This is a genomic window from Bradyrhizobium sp. 14AA (assembly GCF_054185205.1).
In genome coordinates, this window is sequence record NZ_JAVAYM010000013.1 from 109,561 (window position 1) to 125,881 (window position 16,321).

Sequence of the window (16,321 nt, forward strand, 5' to 3'; positions counted from 1 at the left end):
ATCCGCCGTTTCGACGCCAACACAGCCGGAAATCGAGACACCGTTTGCCGGAAGTAGAGGCCCTTCCGCAGCATCACCATCGCGCCCGAGGTCACCGAGGCGATCAGGGCCCTTCTCCGGACCGTTCGCTCGTCGAAAGTTCGCCCTGGCTCATCAGCGACGATGCACCGGTCGAGCAGAGACTCGCTTTGCGTAGCCACACGATACCGACGTCCGCGCAGTTGTGAATACATGGCCTGAAGCCTCAAGCGTTCGCGACCGTGCCCTTGAGCGATCCGATACCCTGGATCCGCATTTCGACCACATCGCCCGCCTTGAGAAACTCCGGCGGAGAAAAGCTGATTCCCACGCCCCCGGGAGTACCCGTCGCGATGATATCTCCGGCTTCCAACGTCACTGCCGTTGTGAGATCGGCGATGAGAGCGGGAATCTTGAAGATCATCCGGGAGGTGTTCGAAAATTGCTTGGTCACTCCATTGACCTGGAGCTCGATGTCCAGAGCATGCGGATCCTGGATCTCGTCGGCTGTCACGATGACGGGCCCGAAAGGTGCAGTACCGTCATGCCCTTTGGCCCAGAACCATTGACCCGCCCGGCGACAGTCGCGCGCACTGATATCGATCATGCAGGAATAACCGAACACGTACGACAGCGCATCCTTTTCGCTGACCCTCTTGCAGGTCGTCCCGATGATGACGGCAAGCTCCGCCTCCCAGTCGAGCTGCTTAGTGACATCTGCGTGGTGCAGGATGTTGCCGTCGGGAGGCACGATAGAAAGCGGCGTCTTGGTGAAGTAGACGGGCCACGGGGGTGCTTCCTTGGCCGTATCGAGTACGCGGCTCGCCTCATCGACATGCGAATGATAGTTGAGACCCACACAAAACACGTTCTTACGCGGGCGGGGGATCGGCGCAGCCAATTTGACGTTGTCGAAGCCGAACGAGAACTGCGCCAGCTTCTTTGCGTCAGCCGACTTCAGCTGGTTCGCTACGTCATCGAGGCCAGGCTTACCGGCCTCGATGAGATCAAGCATGCTCCGATAGGCTTTGGAGCCGGACGCCTTCGCCAGGCCGGCGATGTCGACGATCCTGTCGCCATGCACAACGCCGAGCTTGTTGACGTCGTCCTGAATGAACGTGAGGAGTTTCATATTCTTTTCCCAACCGCTATTGCGCGTTCACGACCTGATGGCCGTCGTTTTCCTCGTAGCTCTCCTCGCGCCACAGGCCGAGTTTCTGCATTACCGGGAAATCGTTGAACGAGAACAAGCACGCATCATCCTTGTCCGTCGCGTTTCCGTGCTCGTGGACGGCCCAAGATGGGACGCAGAAGATGTCCTTCTCCTTCCAATCAAAGCGCTGGCCATTGATGACCGAATATCCGGAGCCCTTGGCGACGTGATAGATCGACGAGCCGGTGTGCCGGTGCGCCTTGGTCTTTACACCCGGACGCAGCATCTGCATGGAGGCCCCCATGGTGGGAAGTACAGATCCTCCGTTGAGCGGGTTCACATACTCCATGATGATGTCGTCCCAAGGTGAACCGTCATAGACTTTTGCGTAATTCGACAGCGCCTCGTATGTGCGTTCCCACGGGAAGTAACTCAGGGGCGAGAACGGGTGTTTCCAGTCTCGTTTGACAGGCATCAGCCCCGAAACGCCGTATGTCAGATACGACGGGTTCGCCACGACAGTTCCAGTCTGCCTCGGCTTGTCGAAGACCGCGTAAAAGTTCGCCTCGAGCGCATTCACGAGCGGAAGATCCAGGCCGTCCTGCCAGATCACTGGATCGGTATCGTCATCGTTCCCGTGATCATGCCACGTTCCCGACGGCGTAATAAGGAAGTCCCGCGGGCCCACGCGGAGTCGCTCGCCGTCTACAACGGTGTATGCCCCCTTGCCCTCCATGACGAACCGCAAGGCAGCGGCGGCATGGCTGTGAGCCGTCGTCCACTCCTTCGGCAGCATGATCTGAACGCCGCTGTAGAGCCAGCCGACCGTAGCAGTGACGTCCTGGCGCTCCGGATTGAGCAGCATGATCACGCGCCGCGCGGCATCGTCAGTGCTGACCAACTCGGCCGCCTTGATGGCCGCGGGACGGATATCGGAATATCGCCAGATCGTCGGTACTGATTTCGACTGCGGAAACCAGGGCTCGATCTTGTTGGCAACCGTCCAAAGTGCACCCGCCTTGAGGGGGACCAGTTCTTCATAGAATTTGCGCAGCGCTTCGTTGTCGCTTACGCGCGCGCGGCCGAGAACGTTGTCACTGGTCATGGCTGACTCCTTTTCGCTTCGGATCGTCCGAGATGGCTCCCAGTTTCTCTCGCAAAACACTCGGCAACGGCGACGAGGCGCCCGTCTGCTTGTCAACGATGACGTTTACAAGCGTTGCCTCGTAAATCACGCGATCGGCCACCTTGCCGACGACGCTCCACTCGATGGATGACCTTCCCACCTTGGCGACGGTCACGCGCTGCTGAAGCTCATCGTCGAGATGTAAAGGCGATTTAAATTCGAGCGACATCCTCACGAAGGGCGAGCCGAGCCCATGCTTTTCATGGAGCTCTCTCCACGGAACACCTAGCGAGCTGTACGCCTGCTCGATGGCTTCGACGGACCAATCTGCAAACCGCGGAGTGTACGCGATACCTGCAAAGTCACACTCGCCCCAGTTTACGATCCGGCGAGTCGTAATCACTTCTGCAAGTTCCTGCGCGCTCATCAGACCGCACTTTCCAGGGATACGAGATCCGCCCGGTTCGCACCGATGACGGTATTCCTCTCATCATCGGAAGTGGCGGCATTGGAGAGAAGAACGATACCCCCCAATTCCAGCTTGATCCGCTCTGCCAGATTGATCGCGCCAGCCATGTCCATGGCTGTCGGCCCTTCCGCATCAGAACTCTGAGCCCGAACGTGAATCATCGACGCGCCAGCTTCCCTCGCAGCGCGCGCCAGCTCGAATGATGCGTCCTCAAGGCTCTGATTCCCGATCCGCACAGCGAGCGTCTTCTCTTTTGGCCACACGCTGCGCGCGTCGGACACAACTCTCGACAAATCCGAAAGCCTGCATTGTGTTTGAACGGGACTTAGGTCAAGTTCGAGGAGCGAGGCCCCGGCATTGTCCAAGGCGGCCACCTCTCCGTTCGACAGCCACCCAGTACCGCTCAACGCGGTGCCTGACACGGCGACGGTTGCTCCAAAAGGTTTATCGGCAGACTCCGCTTTGCGTCCACGGCACAGCGAGAACATCTGAGCCGGAGGCGCGAGAACCAGCGACGCCGACGTTTCGACGTCCGCATCTTCTTCCCCGCGGATCTCGACGAGCCTGTTCTCGAGTGGAACGTCAGCCATATTGAAGCGCGAAAGAACCGGCGACTCGACCATCACTTCTTTGTCTCCGGCGATGCTGCGATTGAGTTCGTCAATGAACTCCGGATCGCGACGCTTGAGGTTCTCGTACGTGATCTGCTTGCTGCGCGTTAGGAGGCTGAAATTGAATGCAACCGGCGACAGCGGCCAGTACCTGTTCAGCGCCTCGAACCAACGGAGACTGATCTCTGCAGCGCGCTGAATGCGTTCAGCCGGAGGTCGGCGCTCCTGCTCGTAGGCACTCAATGCCTTCGGCACATTGCTCCAGTTGTCCTTCAGGCACGCCGCCAGCGCGATTGCATCCTCCATCGCGAGCTTGGTCCCGGAGCCGATCGAATAATGCGCGGTATGAGCGGCATCGCCGAGGAGCACGACATTATCGAAGTGCCAGCGCTCGCAATTCACGACCGGAAATTGGCGCCAGACCGACTTGTTCGTGGTGAGCGTGTGCCCTTTTAGCTCTTCGCTGAACAGCTTGCGGACGTACGCAACGGTCTCAGCCTCGTCGTCCTCCTTCAAACCCGCGCGATCGAACGCCTCCGGCGTCGTCTCTACAACGAAGGTCGAGGCGCCGTCCTTGTACTGGTAGGAGTGAACGACCCAGACTCCATGCTCATTCTCCTTGAACATGAAGGTGAAGCCCGGCAACGGAATACTGGATCCCAGCCAGACGAACCTGTTCGGCCGTACCTCCACGGAGGGCTTGAACCGATCGCGGTACTGCTCGCGGATAAGACTGTACACGCCGTCGCTGACGACGACGAGGTCCGCATCGGCCAACTTGCCGAGCGACGTCACGTTGTGGGAGTAAACACACTCAACACCCAGCTCATCGGCACGAGACTGAAGAATGTTCAGAAGCGTCAGGCGCTCCAGACCCGAAAAACCGTGCCCCCTCGAGCGCACGCTCTGCCCCTTGAACCAGATATAGAGGTCGTCCCAGTAGGTGAATTTCGACCTGATCGTTGCGCAGCTCGCGGGATCGGCCTCTTCGAGCCGGCCGAGAGTTTCGACGGATAGCACGATGCCGAACCCAAACGTGCTGTCCTTCGCGTTGCGCTCGAACACGCGGATCTCGGCATCCGGGTTTTGTTTCTTGAGAAGGATTGCCGCGTAGAGGCCACCCGGACCACCACCAATCACATTGACCCGCATAAGCGTCACCGCCCAGATTACGTTGTAATTTACGCTGTACTTTATATCATCAGGCCGTCCTGTCAAGCGACAGCTAAGTAGCGATCCAGTACGTCTTGATTGTCAATCAACGCCTCACTGACGTCCGACAGAACGATGGATCCGTGCTCGAGGACGATCGCGCGGCTTGCGAAATTCAACGCACTTTCGACCTTCTGCTCGACGAGAACGATGGCCATGTCGGAGGTCGCGGCCAGTGCTGCGAATGTCTCCATGAGTTGTTCGCAGATCAATGGCGCAAGTCCCTCGAGCGGCTCATCAAGCAACAACAGTACAGGTTTGCCGAGAAGCGTACGCGCGATTGCCAGCATCTGCTGCTCACCGCCCGACAGATCTTTCCCCCAGCTGCGCCGCCGCTCCGCAAGCCTAGGAAACATCTGATAGCTTTCCTCGAGGCAGGCTCGCGAGCGCCCTTTCAGACCGGTCAGAAGATTCTCTTCCACGCTCAGCGAACGAAAGATGTTGCGGGTCTGCGGAACGAAACCGATTCCCCGCATGGCGCGCTCATCCGGGCTCTCCGAGCTGATGTTCTCGCCCGCGAACAAGATGCTGCCGCCGGTCTGGGTTGCCAAGCCAACAACAGCTTTCATCAGGGTGCTCTTTCCGGCACCGTTGCGCCCCAGGACTGTTAGGCGGTCACCGCGCCTGACCGTGAATGACACTCCCGACAGGACCTGAACCGCGCCGTAACCGGCATCTACGTTCTCGAGTTTGAGGAGCGCATCCATTATGTCATTCCTCAGCCGAGATACGCTTCGCGCACGCCGCGATCCTGGCGAATTGTGCCGGGCGTTCCATCGGCGATAACGCTTCCGTGGGCCAAGACGACGATCCGCTGAGCGAAAGCGAAAACGAGATCCATGTCGTGTTCGATCATGAGGATCGCTAGTTCCTTCGGAAGCCGCGCAAGGGTTCCCAAGACTTTATCCCGATACGTACTGGGGACGCCCGCCATCGGCTCGTCGAGAAGAAGCACCTTCGGGCGTAACGCCATTGCAATCGCCAATTCCACGAGGCGTTGCTCTCCGTATGCGATCGCGGAAGGTGGACGTTGCTGGAGATGGCCGATACCCAAATGCTCCAGGTGCGACGCAGCCTCAGCTCGGATCTCCGGGTAGCTGGAGATCGATCTGATCATGTTCGATATCGATTTCTCGCGAGCATGAATGGCCAGCTCGACTTGCCGCTGGATCGGGAGATCCATGGCCAGCTGCGTAATCTGGAATGTGCGACATAAGCCGCGCTTGACTCGTCCTGACTGCCTCAGTCGTGTGACGTCACTCCCTCGGAGAAGTATCGAGCCCTCCGATGGCAAGAGCGATCCCGCCAACATATTGACCAAGGTCGTCTTGCCTGCGCCGTTTGGCCCGATGAGGCCGATCCTTTCGCCCTCGCCGATGCCCAGTGAGACATTGCGCGTGACGTGCAGACCGCCGAAGTGCTTTTCCAGCGAGCAGGCCTCCAAGACGTTCATGCGATCCTCGGCTGTGCGCGCGACGCAAACCCCGATGTGACCCGCTTGCTGAACCAAGCTGCAGCGGCTTCTCGCGGGATGAACGTGGCCGCCATCAGCAGGCCACCAATGACAAACAACCAATGGTACGGGTTCATCGTCGCGGCCGTATGGTGAACAACCGTGAAGAATACGGCGCCGACCAGGCCGCCGAAAAGCGTGCCGACGCCTCCCAACACAAGCATCACCAACGCATCGGCGGACAGCGCGAAACCGAGGCTATCAAGACCAATGACCTGATTGATCTGTGTGGACAACGCGCCCGCCAATCCCGCGAAGAGACCGGCAACGCAATAGGCGGTTAGAAGTGTCGGCTGAATACTTGCGCCGATTGCCTCCATTCTCGTCCTGTTTTGTTCGATGCCTCGGCATGCGCTCCCAAACGGAGATCGGACAACCATCCGTAGAAGGAGCATGCAACAGACGAGAACCGCAATGCTGTACAAGAAGGCGACCCGGCCCTCGAGATCGAACTCAAAAGCCCCGAAGAGGCGCCCAACGGTGAAGCCGCTCAGGCCATCGTCACCGCCGGTGATGCTCTGGAACTTGCTCGCAAGGTTGAGGACGACCTGGCCGAATGCGATCGTAAGGACAATGAAGGGGAGACCGATAAAGCGCAGGAGAACAGCGCCCGATACAAAGGCTACGGCACAGCCCGCCGCCGCACCGACAGCCAGTCCCAAGAGCGGATCTGAGAAGCCACGCACTGCGATGAAGGCCGCCGTGTATCCCCCGATGCCCCATAACGCTGAATGCCCCAGTGAGACCAGCCCGCAATATCCGACCACGAGGTCGAGCGACATTACGAAAATGGCCAGGGTGGCAATTCGGGAGGCCAGTGGCATCCACTCTGGAGCGGCGACGTACAACGACGCTGCTGCTCCGACCACGAGCATGTAGGGAAGAAGTCGAGAAATGCTCATTTCTGCGGACCCATGATTCCGTGTGGCCGGAACACCAGAGCGGTCGCCGCGGCCGCAAAAAAGAGAACGCTCGCCCATTCGGAAGCGAGATACTTGCTTCCGGTCTCGATCACTCCGAGTCCCAGAGCGGCAATCGCCGTTCCAACGATGGAGCCAGCCCCACCTACCGCGACGACCACGAGGACGACCACGAGGTATTTCACGGGATAGAATGGCTCGAGCGGCAGGATTTCCGCGCCAAGAATGCCACCGAAACCGGCCAGCCCGCATCCGACGCCGAACGTGACCGCGTAGATCTTGCGAATTGGAAGACCAAGAGTAGACGCGGTCGCTCTGTCGTCGACAGCCGCTCGTAGCCAGACGCCGTATCGCGTCCACTGAGTCACGGCGAGCAGGACCGCCAAGATCGTTATCCCGGCAACGATCACGAACAAGCGTTGAGACGGTAGAGTCCGGAAGCCGAGATCGACCGGCTGGGCCAGCCACGACGGCAGCTTAAGGATGCGGACATCAGGACCCGCGATCGCGTTGATCGATGCAATGCAAACGAAACAAAGACCAATCGTAAACATGACCTGCTTAAGCTCGCCCTTGTCATAAAGATGACGGAACACGAGCCGCTCGAGCAGAATGCCGACCACCGCGACACCCAGAACCCCGCCTATGACAGCAGCGAAAAAGGTAGCGTTCAAGCTAATCAGACCGGCGGCTATATAGCCGCCGATCATTGCGAACGCCCCGTGAGCCAGATTGACGAACCGCATCAGCCCCAACGTCACCGTCAGACCGACCGCCGTCACGAAGAGGATCATGCCATAGGCGATTCCATCCACGGCGATGTTGAGCACCTGCGGCATCGTCGCTACTTTAGTTCGCCGGACGCGCCGCGAACGCCGAGTGACTTGACCTCGCGGTTCACCAGCTTGCCTTCATCATTCTTTTCAATCGTTCTCAGCCACACCGTCTGGTTAACGTGGCGGGTCGCCGGGTCGATCGAAACCTGACCGCGAGGGCTTTCCCACGCGAACCCCTTCGCAGCAGCGATCGCGCCTTCGCCATCCCGTTTGCCGGCGGTTGCGCTGACCATGCGATGGATGAGCCGCATTCCGTCCCATGCACTCGCCGCAGCGTAGTTCGGAATGACATCTTTATTGTAGGCTTTCAGGTCCGCGATGAATTTCTGATTCAACGGGGACTCGTGCGAGGCGGCGTAATAGTACGACGTTGTGATACCGACCGCGCCGTCTCCAAATTTCGGCAGGTCGAACTCATCAGCTTCCGCGGTCCCGTAAAGCTGGACGCCCGCCTCCTTCACCCCGTTCTCAACATATGACTTGACGAAACCGAGGGTCGGCGGGCCGCCCGGGAAGAACACGTAGACCCCTTGCGCGCCGCTCGCCTTGATGCGCTGCATGAATGGTGCGAAGTCGGTCGTGCTCAACGGGATACGGATCGACTCGAGCACCGCGCCGCCGGCGGCGGTAAACGACTGTTTGAATGCGCTCTCCGCATCGACACCTGGCGCATAGTCCGCGACGACCGTGAGCATCTTGTTGATCTTGCTCTGCGCGAGGTACTCCGAGAGCGGGACAGTGACCTGCCGGAGCGTGTAGGATGTGCGCAGGTAATAGTCTGACTTCTCCACGATGTCCTGTGTTCCAGCATTGAAGATCACGGTCGGGATCTTTGCTTGCTGGATCAGCGGGGCGACAGCCACGGCATTCGGCGTAAACACGAAGCCGCCGAGATAGCTGACCTTGTCCTTGATGATCAACTCCTGAGCCAACGACCGCGTCAGGGTCGGGTTCGGTCCGCCGGTATCGCGGAAGATGAGCTCGATCTCATGACCGTCGAATTTTCCGCCTTGAGATGCGAGATATGTTTCGACACCGGCTTTGAAGAGCTGACCATAGTGGGAGTATGGTCCCGAGAACGGCGCGATGATCCCGACCTTGACGGTATCGCCATACGACGACAATGGTGCAAAGCACATCGCAACGAATGTTGCCGCAACGAGTCTCTTAAGCAAAGCGTCCCCCTGTATTGTTATCTTGCGTTGGCTGGCGTCGTAGTCGCCAGCTTCTGCCGGATGTATTCGACCAGCTTGGATTTGATCACCTTCTTCGTCGGCGTCAGCGGCATTTCATCGATCAGTTCGAGCCGTTCCGGCCAAAGCAGCTTGGCCAGGCCTTTGTCTTTCAGGAAGTGCGTTATGTGAGGCAGCTCGGGAGCATCGCCCTTGGGGACGACGAACAGACAAGCGCGTTCGCCTAGCTTTGCATCCGGCATTGGCACGATCGCGCAAGCCAGGACGCTTGGATGCTCCAATACCAGCGCCTCGACGTCCGTTGGATTGATCTTCACGCCGCCGCGATTGATGATGTCTTTGCTTCTGCCGGTGACCGTTACGCTCCCGTCAGCGCCGATGTGGGCAATATCGCCCGTCTTGAACCATCCATCACTCGTGAACGCATTTCGCGTTGCGTCGTCGTTGTCCAGATAGCCAACGAAGATGGACGCACCCTTGATTTGGAGCTCGCCATCGACGCCGGGATCCTCGATCACCTCGTCATCTACGGCAACACGAACGGTTGCCCCCGGCGCCGCACGTCCTACCGTACCGAAACGAATTTCGAGACTATCGTCCAGTCGGGTGATGCAGCCGCATTGTACTTCACTCATGCCCCAAAGCTGGAGGACCTTGCCGTGTCGAAGGACGTCCTGTGTACGGCGCGCGAGCTCGGGCGGACACGCCGCACCAGAGATCATCACGAAATCCAGCGCTCCGAAGCACTCGGAGGTCAACGTTCCCGCATGTTGGCAAAGGCTGAGATGCGCGGGGCCGCAGAAGAGCGCTGTAGGCTTCAAGCTCTTCACATCATTGCCGAACGTCGCGGCATCGAACGACGGCATGAGCGCAATGGTCGCACCGACGTACAGGCTGACATTGAGAGTGAAGATGCCATACAGGTGAGTGAACGGCGCGGCCGAGACCACAGTTGAGTCACCAGATAACCCGAGTATCGGCGCCGTGCCCCGGGCATTCCCGAGATAGGTCTCGTAGATCGACGGGACCCCCTTCGGCGAACCCGCCGTGCCAGAGGTGTAAAGCAGGACATAGGGATCGGTGGATTGCGGAACATGGCTGGCCGTAGCGCTGGTCATTTCGCAGACATCGGCGAATGCAATCGCGCCATCCGGCGACTCGCCTACCGAGATGATCCGTTCAAGGCTTGGGAGACGCTCCTTCAAGCCGACAGCAAGCGCTGCCGCTTCGTAGTCCTTCACGGCGCCATGACAGACGAACACCCTTGCGCCACTGTGACCAAGCAGCTGGGTGAGCTCGTTCTCGCGATACGGCATATGCACCGTCTGCACGATTGCACCGCATAAACCGCTCGCGAGATAAACTACAATGAATTCGGGAACGTTCTGGAGTTGGACAGCGATCACATCGCCTTTGCTCACACCGAGAGATGCGAGACCGTTCGCGAATGCCTGAACCTTCGTCCTCAGCTGCCTGTAGGTCCACTCGGCTGTCGCTGATCGGACGGCTACGCGATCAGGATACTTGGCATTAGCTCGATCGAGCCAGGACTTGAGGGTATCGCCGTTCCAGAAGCCCTCCTCCTTGAAGCGGGCAGCAGTGGCCTCACCAATAGGAAACTCTATCCGGCCGCGCCGCATATTCCCTCCGTTTCGGACTGTACAATCTACGTCGTAAATTCAGCAGTATATTGCCATGTAAAATTATGCAGTCAAGCGATGTCGTTGCTGTTTCATGCGCTGCGGGTGCCTCAAAGGCGTGCGAAAGGCCCATTTTCCAACCAAATCTGATGTTGCAGCGCAATCTGCGTCTAGCGGACGCACTGCCGGGCGAAGGGCCGTCAACCAACAGAAGCGACGCTATCGAGACGTCTTCCCCGCATTCGGCCGAATATTGGAGGGCACCTCGAAATGTAGTCGAGCCCTACTGCTGTACACCGCCTGGATGCTGAACATCTGCATCCGCGTTCACTGCGTTGGATCGAACGAGTGAAGCCTAATAGTTGATTGGCCTCTACATATGGAAATCGCGAAGACGGACTACCCGCTCGCAGTCGAACTCCAAATATCTCACCCTCACAAAGGATATCGCGAGCCGCATGAGCGTGGTCGCGAGAAGGGTGAAGAAGCTCCTGGTACCGATTCCATCCTGCCCCATCGCATGGGATCCTGCATCGGTCCTTACAGTGCCCACTTTGGCTGTTTTCGAACCGCAATCGAGGAGACCAAGCTCGCATCCCGCGCCTGATGGTTTTCCGCTGGCTCAAGCAGGGAAACTGATTACGATCGGATCGAAGTTTCGGGCCCTCGCTCACGAAAGAGGATAAGCGGATGAAGAAGGGTTATATCGTCGGTAGGATCGATGTCGTGGATCTGGACAGATATCATGCATATCTCCGTCTGGCGGCAGCGGCCGTCAAGGCTAATGGCGGAGTCGTGTTGTCTGGAGGCCGTCGCGCGCAGGAGCTCGAAGGCAAATCCCGGGGCCACAATGTGATCGTTGAATTTCAAACGTTCGAGGCGGCTTGCGCATATTTCAACTCGCCGGAGTACGAACTCGCCCGGAGAGCTCGCGAGGGAGCGGCGATCGTCGAGATGATTGCTTTGGAAGGTGTCTGACCAGGCGGCGTAATGGGTCTAAACCGAAACAATTGCCGAGGTTGGTGTTGTGTTCCTAGACGGGAGAGATCATGAAGTGGGTTGGTCATACGCTGTCCGTTTCGAGTGCTGTGGCCTCTCCATAGGTGTAGGTGACGAAATCGCGATGCACTGATTGATGGAAAGGTGAGCGTCGTCCTGCGGCCACCTTTCGGGTGAGCTGATAGTCTGCGAGTCTGCGATGCGCTTTGTTCGGTAGGCTTAGAATGGACACAGTGGATAGTGCTATCACGGAGCCGGTTCGGCGCCCGGAAGTCTTCGCGGGAGCCGGTTGTCGGCGGAAGTGGGGCAATGAGTACAAGGCGCGGATTGTCGCCGAGATTGTGGCGAGTGGTGACGCGGTCTGCGCGGTGGCTCGACGCCATGGATTAACGCCACAGCAGTTGTTCAACTGGTGCCGACAACTGAGAGAAGCCGCGGCGGGGCATCCCCAACGGGAAGACGTGTAGTTTGTGCGCCGGTGGCGGTGGAAGCCGCCGCGCGGGCACCTGCTCTTGGCCAAGAGCGCGGAACGCTGCCGGGTAAGTCCATGTCCGACGTCTGAATGATCGAGATTGAGATTGACGGCTCGTGGTCCAGGTCGGCCGCGGCGCGGACGCCAACACGATTGCCGCGCTTGTGCAGGCGCTGAAGGACGCCCCGGTGATCGGGCCGTCCGGAACGGTGCGGGTGATAGTGGCGACCAAGCCGGTCGACTTCCGTAAGCGAATGGAGGGGCTAGCGCTGCTGGTGCGCGAGAGCATGCTGACCGATCCGTTCTCGGGCAGGGGCTATTTGTTCCGGGCCAAGCGGGTGGACCGGATCAAGCTGATCTTCTGGGACGGAACGGGTCTGTGCTTGTTCGACAAGCGGCTCGAGGATGGCATCTTACGCTGGCCGAAGATCGAGGATGGCGTGATGCGTTCGTCGTCGCCGGAATTTTCGGCGTTGCTCGAGGGGCTTGATTGGCGGGATGTCCACACGGCACGGGAGACGGTTGTCCCGACGCGGGCCGGATAATTGTGAGCCACGCTGCGGCGAAGTGAGTCAGGGCATCGAACACGTCGTCAGACGGGCACGAATACGCTCTGATTACCACCTCGACATCTGGTCATTTTAGTGTAGTTGCAGAGCAAATGTGCAATCGAAGGAGCGCCCTATGGATCTACCGAAAAACAAATTCAAGCAGGCTCTGCGCGAACGGCAGCAACTCGGCGTCTGGTCGACGTTGAGCAGCAATCTTCTCGCAGAGCTTCTTGCTGGATGTGGATTCGATTGGATGCTCCTCGACACCGAGCATTCCCCCAACGAGCTGCCGAGTCTCATTTCTCAACTGCAGGCATTGTCGAGTTCGAAGACGAGCGCAGTTGTGCGCCCCGCCTGGTCGGACATGGTATTGGTCAAGCGAATCCTGGACGTCGGCGCTCAATCGCTCCTGTTTCCGAATATTCAGAGCGCCGAGGAAGCGCGTGCCGCTGTCAGCTACACTCGCTATCCTCCTGATGGGATCCGGGGAGTATCGTCTGGCTCTCGCGCTGCGGCTTACGGATTGAATCCAAACTATCTCGTCTCTGCGCAGGCCGAAATCTGCGTTCTCGTTCAGATCGAGTCTGGAGAGGCGCTCAAGAATTTGGAAGAGATCGCCCGCGTGGATGGCGTAGATGGCGTATTCATTGGTCCCGCCGATCTCGCTGCTTCGCTTGGTCATCTCGGAAATGCCCAACATCCAGAAGTCCAAGCGGCGATCGACGACGCGTTTCGCCGGTTGCGATCTACTGGTAAGCCTGCCGGCTATCTTACGACCAATGAGGCCGAAGCGAAAAGGCGTATTGCAGACGGCGTTCACTTTGTCGCCGTTGGGACGGACACATCGATTATTGGCCGAGGTGCGACGGAACTGCTTCGCCGGATGTCAGCTTAGGCGAGCGGCTGGTCTCAGCAACCATACGCCGTTTGTCGGCCTCGTCGAACGTGCGTCGGTGCCCCTCACGCGGCGAAGGGAGGATCGGTTCTGGCGGCTCACTAGTCATATGACTAAGCTATGATTGAGCGCTATGACTGAGGGTCTGAATAAGCTGTCGCGGCCGATGTAGCAGTTTCGGCTCGGGTGGCTTGGTCTTGAACTTTGCTCGCCCAATTGCCCAACGCATTGGGCGGTATACCTGCGGCTTCCAATATTGGCGCAGCTTCAAGGGGCTACGCATCCATGCTTCATGATGCGCTCGCCAAAAGGCATCGCGCATCGGACGCGAGTCACACTTTCGTTCGCGATCATGTTATCTCCTCATCTGTAAATCGAGGGGGAGAACAGATCGCGTCCGCAAGCCGCGAAACATGGAAAGCCCGATAGTGACTTTGACGCGTTCGAGAGGTGCCAGCACCGTAAACTGCTTGCAGTTCCGGCAAGGTATACAACCTATCGGACCCCCTCGGTAATCGTGGCTCTACGCTATCGCCCTCGGCTGCGCGGTCAGGAGGTGCGGTATGGTCCAACTGCGTAACCAATTTGACACACGCTGCACGATTCAAAACCCCTCGACCCAAGATGGGTCTTCCGACCCAAAAACCAGCCGCCCCCCGCGTCAACTGAAATTCATTCGAATAGATCTGCCTCGCAGTGAATTCGAAGAGCGAGGCCCCGCTGGCGGAAGAACGTTAGCTCACAGCCAAGGGCATCGTCCGTTTATTCAAAAGGGGGACTCTCGAATGTCTTACACGAGGATTGCATCTACCGCGGCGTTTCTTTCGCTCGCCGGGCTTATGCCGGCTGGATTTGCGAGCGCCGCCGACCTGCCGGTCAAGGCAGCGGCGAAGGCCCAAGATCTTCCGTTCTTTCTTCTTATCGATGACCGGGTGACCTTCTCATGGATGCCCAAAGGCACCGACCCCGGTGTCTTCTCAGTCCGTCCCGATGGCAGCATCAACGGTACGACCGCCAAGCAGGTGTATTCGTTCACCCATTTCGACATTTGGCAGTACGGTACCAACTTCTTCACAATCTCGATGTTCAAGTCGGATCACAATGATCCGGCCAACCCCTGCACCAACGCCGGTTCGATAACCTCGCCAGCGGCCGGCTTCGCCACGGGTTCGGCGTCTTGCGCAGGGGCCACCGACATCTACGGTCTGTTCCGCTCGACCTTGGGCTGGAACCAAGTCTTCAATACGAAGCAGTTCACGATGGGGCCGCTGCGCAATATCTCGTTCGAGGTTGGCATGGACGGCCAGGCGGCGAATACGTACTTGGCGCCAGCCAAACGTGATGTAGTCGCTGGTCTGCAGTTCCAGTTCGACCTACCCTATAAGGGCTTCTTCGACATTGCGCCTCTGGCGTATTGGGAATTTTCCACCCACGGCGGCTTTAGCCAGTGCGGTGCCGGCTGGCAGGCGCCTCCGGCTGTGCCGGGCGTGAATTGCCTGATCGACGGCAACCGCAGCTACAAGCCGACTTGGGCCGTCGAGACCAACTACTACATGGATCTTGGCTTCCTGCCCGAGAATATGCAGTTCTGGTCGATCAGCGGCCGTGCCGCATGGTATGGGAAGAAGGGGACCGAGAACAACCCGCTTCCGTTCGATCCTGTGTCCAACGCCAGGACTGCAGTCGAGTTCAACTCCGAACCGATCCGTCTGACGCTGGACGCTTCCAAGGCGGTGTGGGGTCCGAAATATAGCCACTTCGTGGACGTCTGGGTGGCCTACCGGTACTGGCAGAACAAGTTCGGCCTCGACCATTCCGCGAGCTCGGTTTGCAATGTCGCTCCGGGCCGCAGCAACAACACGTGCACCGAGTCTACCGTCTACACCGGCATTACCGCGAAGTTCTAATCGCCGGTCTCGTTCAAGGCAAAACGACAATGGCGTCGCGATGTACCGCGGCGCCATTTTTCCATTTCCACACTAGGTTTCTTTCTGGCGAACGTCGCCTAGATCGGCTTGATCTTAGAGTTGATCGACCCACTCCCCTTAAACGGATCAGGCCGAAAGTACGCAGGATGTGCGTCCGTTCAGCGGTCACGCTGTGCGTATTCATAGCTACGACTATCATCACCGCTAAATACCCGGCCATCGTACGGGCAATGTGCATTGGCAGCCTGACCATTTATGCAACGTCCTGACGTCCTTGGGCGCATGGCCTCGACGAGGCAGAATCGGAGGGAAAGACAAAGCCCGATCTTAAGCACGGTCGGAGCCGAACATGGTGGCAAATTACCTGCACGCTCGATCGCGAGTCGGCACGAACGGATGATGCGTGTCCCTGTAAATCCGCGCAAGGGATCGCGCGCAGCAGGGCCGGCTTCCGATTTCATTGAGCCCCCGAAACTCGAAATTGGACGGTCCTCAAGATCAGCGAGAATGCCGTTGTCGAAGCGGAACCCAGCTCGTTGCGTTTCGTGATCAGACGATGGCCGATTGCTTCATTAGTCGGGGGGACGCTCCTCCAACGGACTTGGCGCCGCGGTGGCAAATAAGGGCGGAACCGTCAAATACCGAGATAACGGTGCTGCAGACCCGGTTCGGCGATCAACTGCTCCGACGTGCCACTCCATACCGTGCGACCGCGCTCGGCGCGCTGCGTTTTGCCTTGTCATTGAACCGCGCGAGCGACGTCTCGAAGGAGCCCGGCGACGAGA

General features: G+C 58.7%; 15 protein-coding genes and 1 pseudogene. 5 read left to right on the plus strand and 11 right to left on the minus strand.

What is annotated here, in order from left to right; translation table 11 throughout:
* Window positions 1–244: 244 nt before the first annotated feature.
* The 10 genes from RAD15_RS23320 to RAD15_RS23365 all read right to left on the minus strand — a co-directional run bounded on the left by RAD15_RS23320 (window position 245) and on the right by RAD15_RS23365 (window position 10,691).
* Window positions 245–1,150 carry a fumarylacetoacetate hydrolase family protein gene (locus RAD15_RS23320; protein ID WP_458180543.1) on the minus strand — a complete coding sequence of 302 codons (906 nt, stop codon included), beginning with the start codon at window positions 1,148–1,150 and terminating at the stop codon, window positions 245–247.
* A 16-nt stretch (window positions 1,151–1,166) separates the two neighbouring features.
* A complete protein-coding gene (locus tag RAD15_RS23325) occupies window positions 1,167–2,276 on the minus strand; it encodes a cupin domain-containing protein (RefSeq protein WP_458180544.1) in 1,110 nt (369 codons plus the stop codon).
* Window positions 2,266–2,724: an acyl-CoA thioesterase gene (locus RAD15_RS23330; RefSeq protein WP_458180545.1), complete on the minus strand. Its 459-nt coding sequence runs from the start codon at window positions 2,722–2,724 to the stop codon at window positions 2,266–2,268. Before RAD15_RS23330 ends, RAD15_RS23325 begins: the two co-directional genes overlap by 11 nt.
* Window positions 2,724–4,529 carry an FAD-dependent monooxygenase gene (locus RAD15_RS23335; protein ID WP_458180546.1) on the minus strand — a complete coding sequence of 602 codons (1,806 nt, stop codon included), beginning with the start codon at window positions 4,527–4,529 and terminating at the stop codon, window positions 2,724–2,726. Before RAD15_RS23335 ends, RAD15_RS23330 begins: the two co-directional genes overlap by 1 nt.
* Before the next feature lie 62 nt (window positions 4,530–4,591).
* Window positions 4,592–5,299, minus strand: coding sequence for an ABC transporter ATP-binding protein (locus tag RAD15_RS23340; RefSeq protein ID WP_458180666.1), 708 nt, complete (start codon window positions 5,297–5,299; stop codon window positions 4,592–4,594).
* 8 nt (window positions 5,300–5,307) lie between these two features.
* Window positions 5,308–6,042, minus strand: coding sequence for an ABC transporter ATP-binding protein (locus RAD15_RS23345; protein WP_458180547.1), 735 nt, complete (start codon window positions 6,040–6,042; stop codon window positions 5,308–5,310).
* Entirely contained in the window at window positions 6,039–7,004 is a 966-nt protein-coding gene (locus RAD15_RS23350) for a branched-chain amino acid ABC transporter permease (RefSeq protein ID WP_458180548.1), read from the minus strand. Before RAD15_RS23350 ends, RAD15_RS23345 begins: the two co-directional genes overlap by 4 nt.
* Window positions 7,001–7,861 (minus strand): branched-chain amino acid ABC transporter permease, encoded by an 861-nt coding sequence (locus tag RAD15_RS23355; protein WP_458180549.1) that lies wholly within the window; start codon window positions 7,859–7,861, stop codon window positions 7,001–7,003. The genes RAD15_RS23350 and RAD15_RS23355 overlap by 4 nt, the downstream gene beginning before the upstream one ends.
* A gap of 5 nt (window positions 7,862–7,866) precedes the next feature.
* The gene (locus tag RAD15_RS23360; protein ID WP_458180550.1) at window positions 7,867–9,033 is read right to left on the minus strand and encodes an ABC transporter substrate-binding protein; all 1,167 of its coding nucleotides are present in this window, start codon (window positions 9,031–9,033) and stop codon (window positions 7,867–7,869) included.
* 17 nt (window positions 9,034–9,050) lie between these two features.
* Window positions 9,051–10,691: an AMP-binding protein gene (locus RAD15_RS23365; RefSeq protein ID WP_458180552.1), complete on the minus strand. Its 1,641-nt coding sequence runs from the start codon at window positions 10,689–10,691 to the stop codon at window positions 9,051–9,053.
* A 690-nt stretch (window positions 10,692–11,381) separates the two neighbouring features.
* Here RAD15_RS23365 and RAD15_RS23370 point away from each other — a divergent pair.
* The 5 genes from RAD15_RS23370 to RAD15_RS23390 all read left to right on the plus strand — a co-directional run bounded on the left by RAD15_RS23370 (window position 11,382) and on the right by RAD15_RS23390 (window position 15,515).
* Complete coding sequence (locus RAD15_RS23370; protein ID WP_458180553.1) at window positions 11,382–11,669, plus strand: DUF1330 domain-containing protein; 288 nt, start codon at window positions 11,382–11,384, stop codon at window positions 11,667–11,669.
* Window positions 11,670–11,914: 245 nt separating this feature from the next.
* A complete protein-coding gene (locus tag RAD15_RS23375) occupies window positions 11,915–12,157 on the plus strand; it encodes a transposase (RefSeq protein WP_458180554.1) in 243 nt (80 codons plus the stop codon).
* Window positions 12,158–12,278: 121 nt separating this feature from the next.
* A complete protein-coding gene (gene tnpB / locus RAD15_RS23380; RefSeq protein ID WP_458180555.1) occupies window positions 12,279–12,707 on the plus strand; it encodes an IS66 family insertion sequence element accessory protein TnpB in 429 nt (142 codons plus the stop codon).
* Window positions 12,708–12,846: 139 nt separating this feature from the next.
* Window positions 12,847–13,608 (plus strand): HpcH/HpaI aldolase family protein, encoded by a 762-nt coding sequence (locus RAD15_RS23385; RefSeq protein ID WP_458180556.1) that lies wholly within the window; start codon window positions 12,847–12,849, stop codon window positions 13,606–13,608.
* 785 nt (window positions 13,609–14,393) lie between these two features.
* Complete coding sequence (locus tag RAD15_RS23390) at window positions 14,394–15,515, plus strand: hypothetical protein (RefSeq protein WP_458180557.1); 1,122 nt, start codon at window positions 14,394–14,396, stop codon at window positions 15,513–15,515.
* Between the two features lie 655 nt (window positions 15,516–16,170).
* Here RAD15_RS23390 and RAD15_RS23395 read toward each other — a convergent pair.
* A pseudogene (locus tag RAD15_RS23395) lies at window positions 16,171–16,254 on the minus strand (ABC transporter ATP-binding protein); the annotation flags it as partial.
* Window positions 16,255–16,321: the final 67 nt, after the last annotated feature.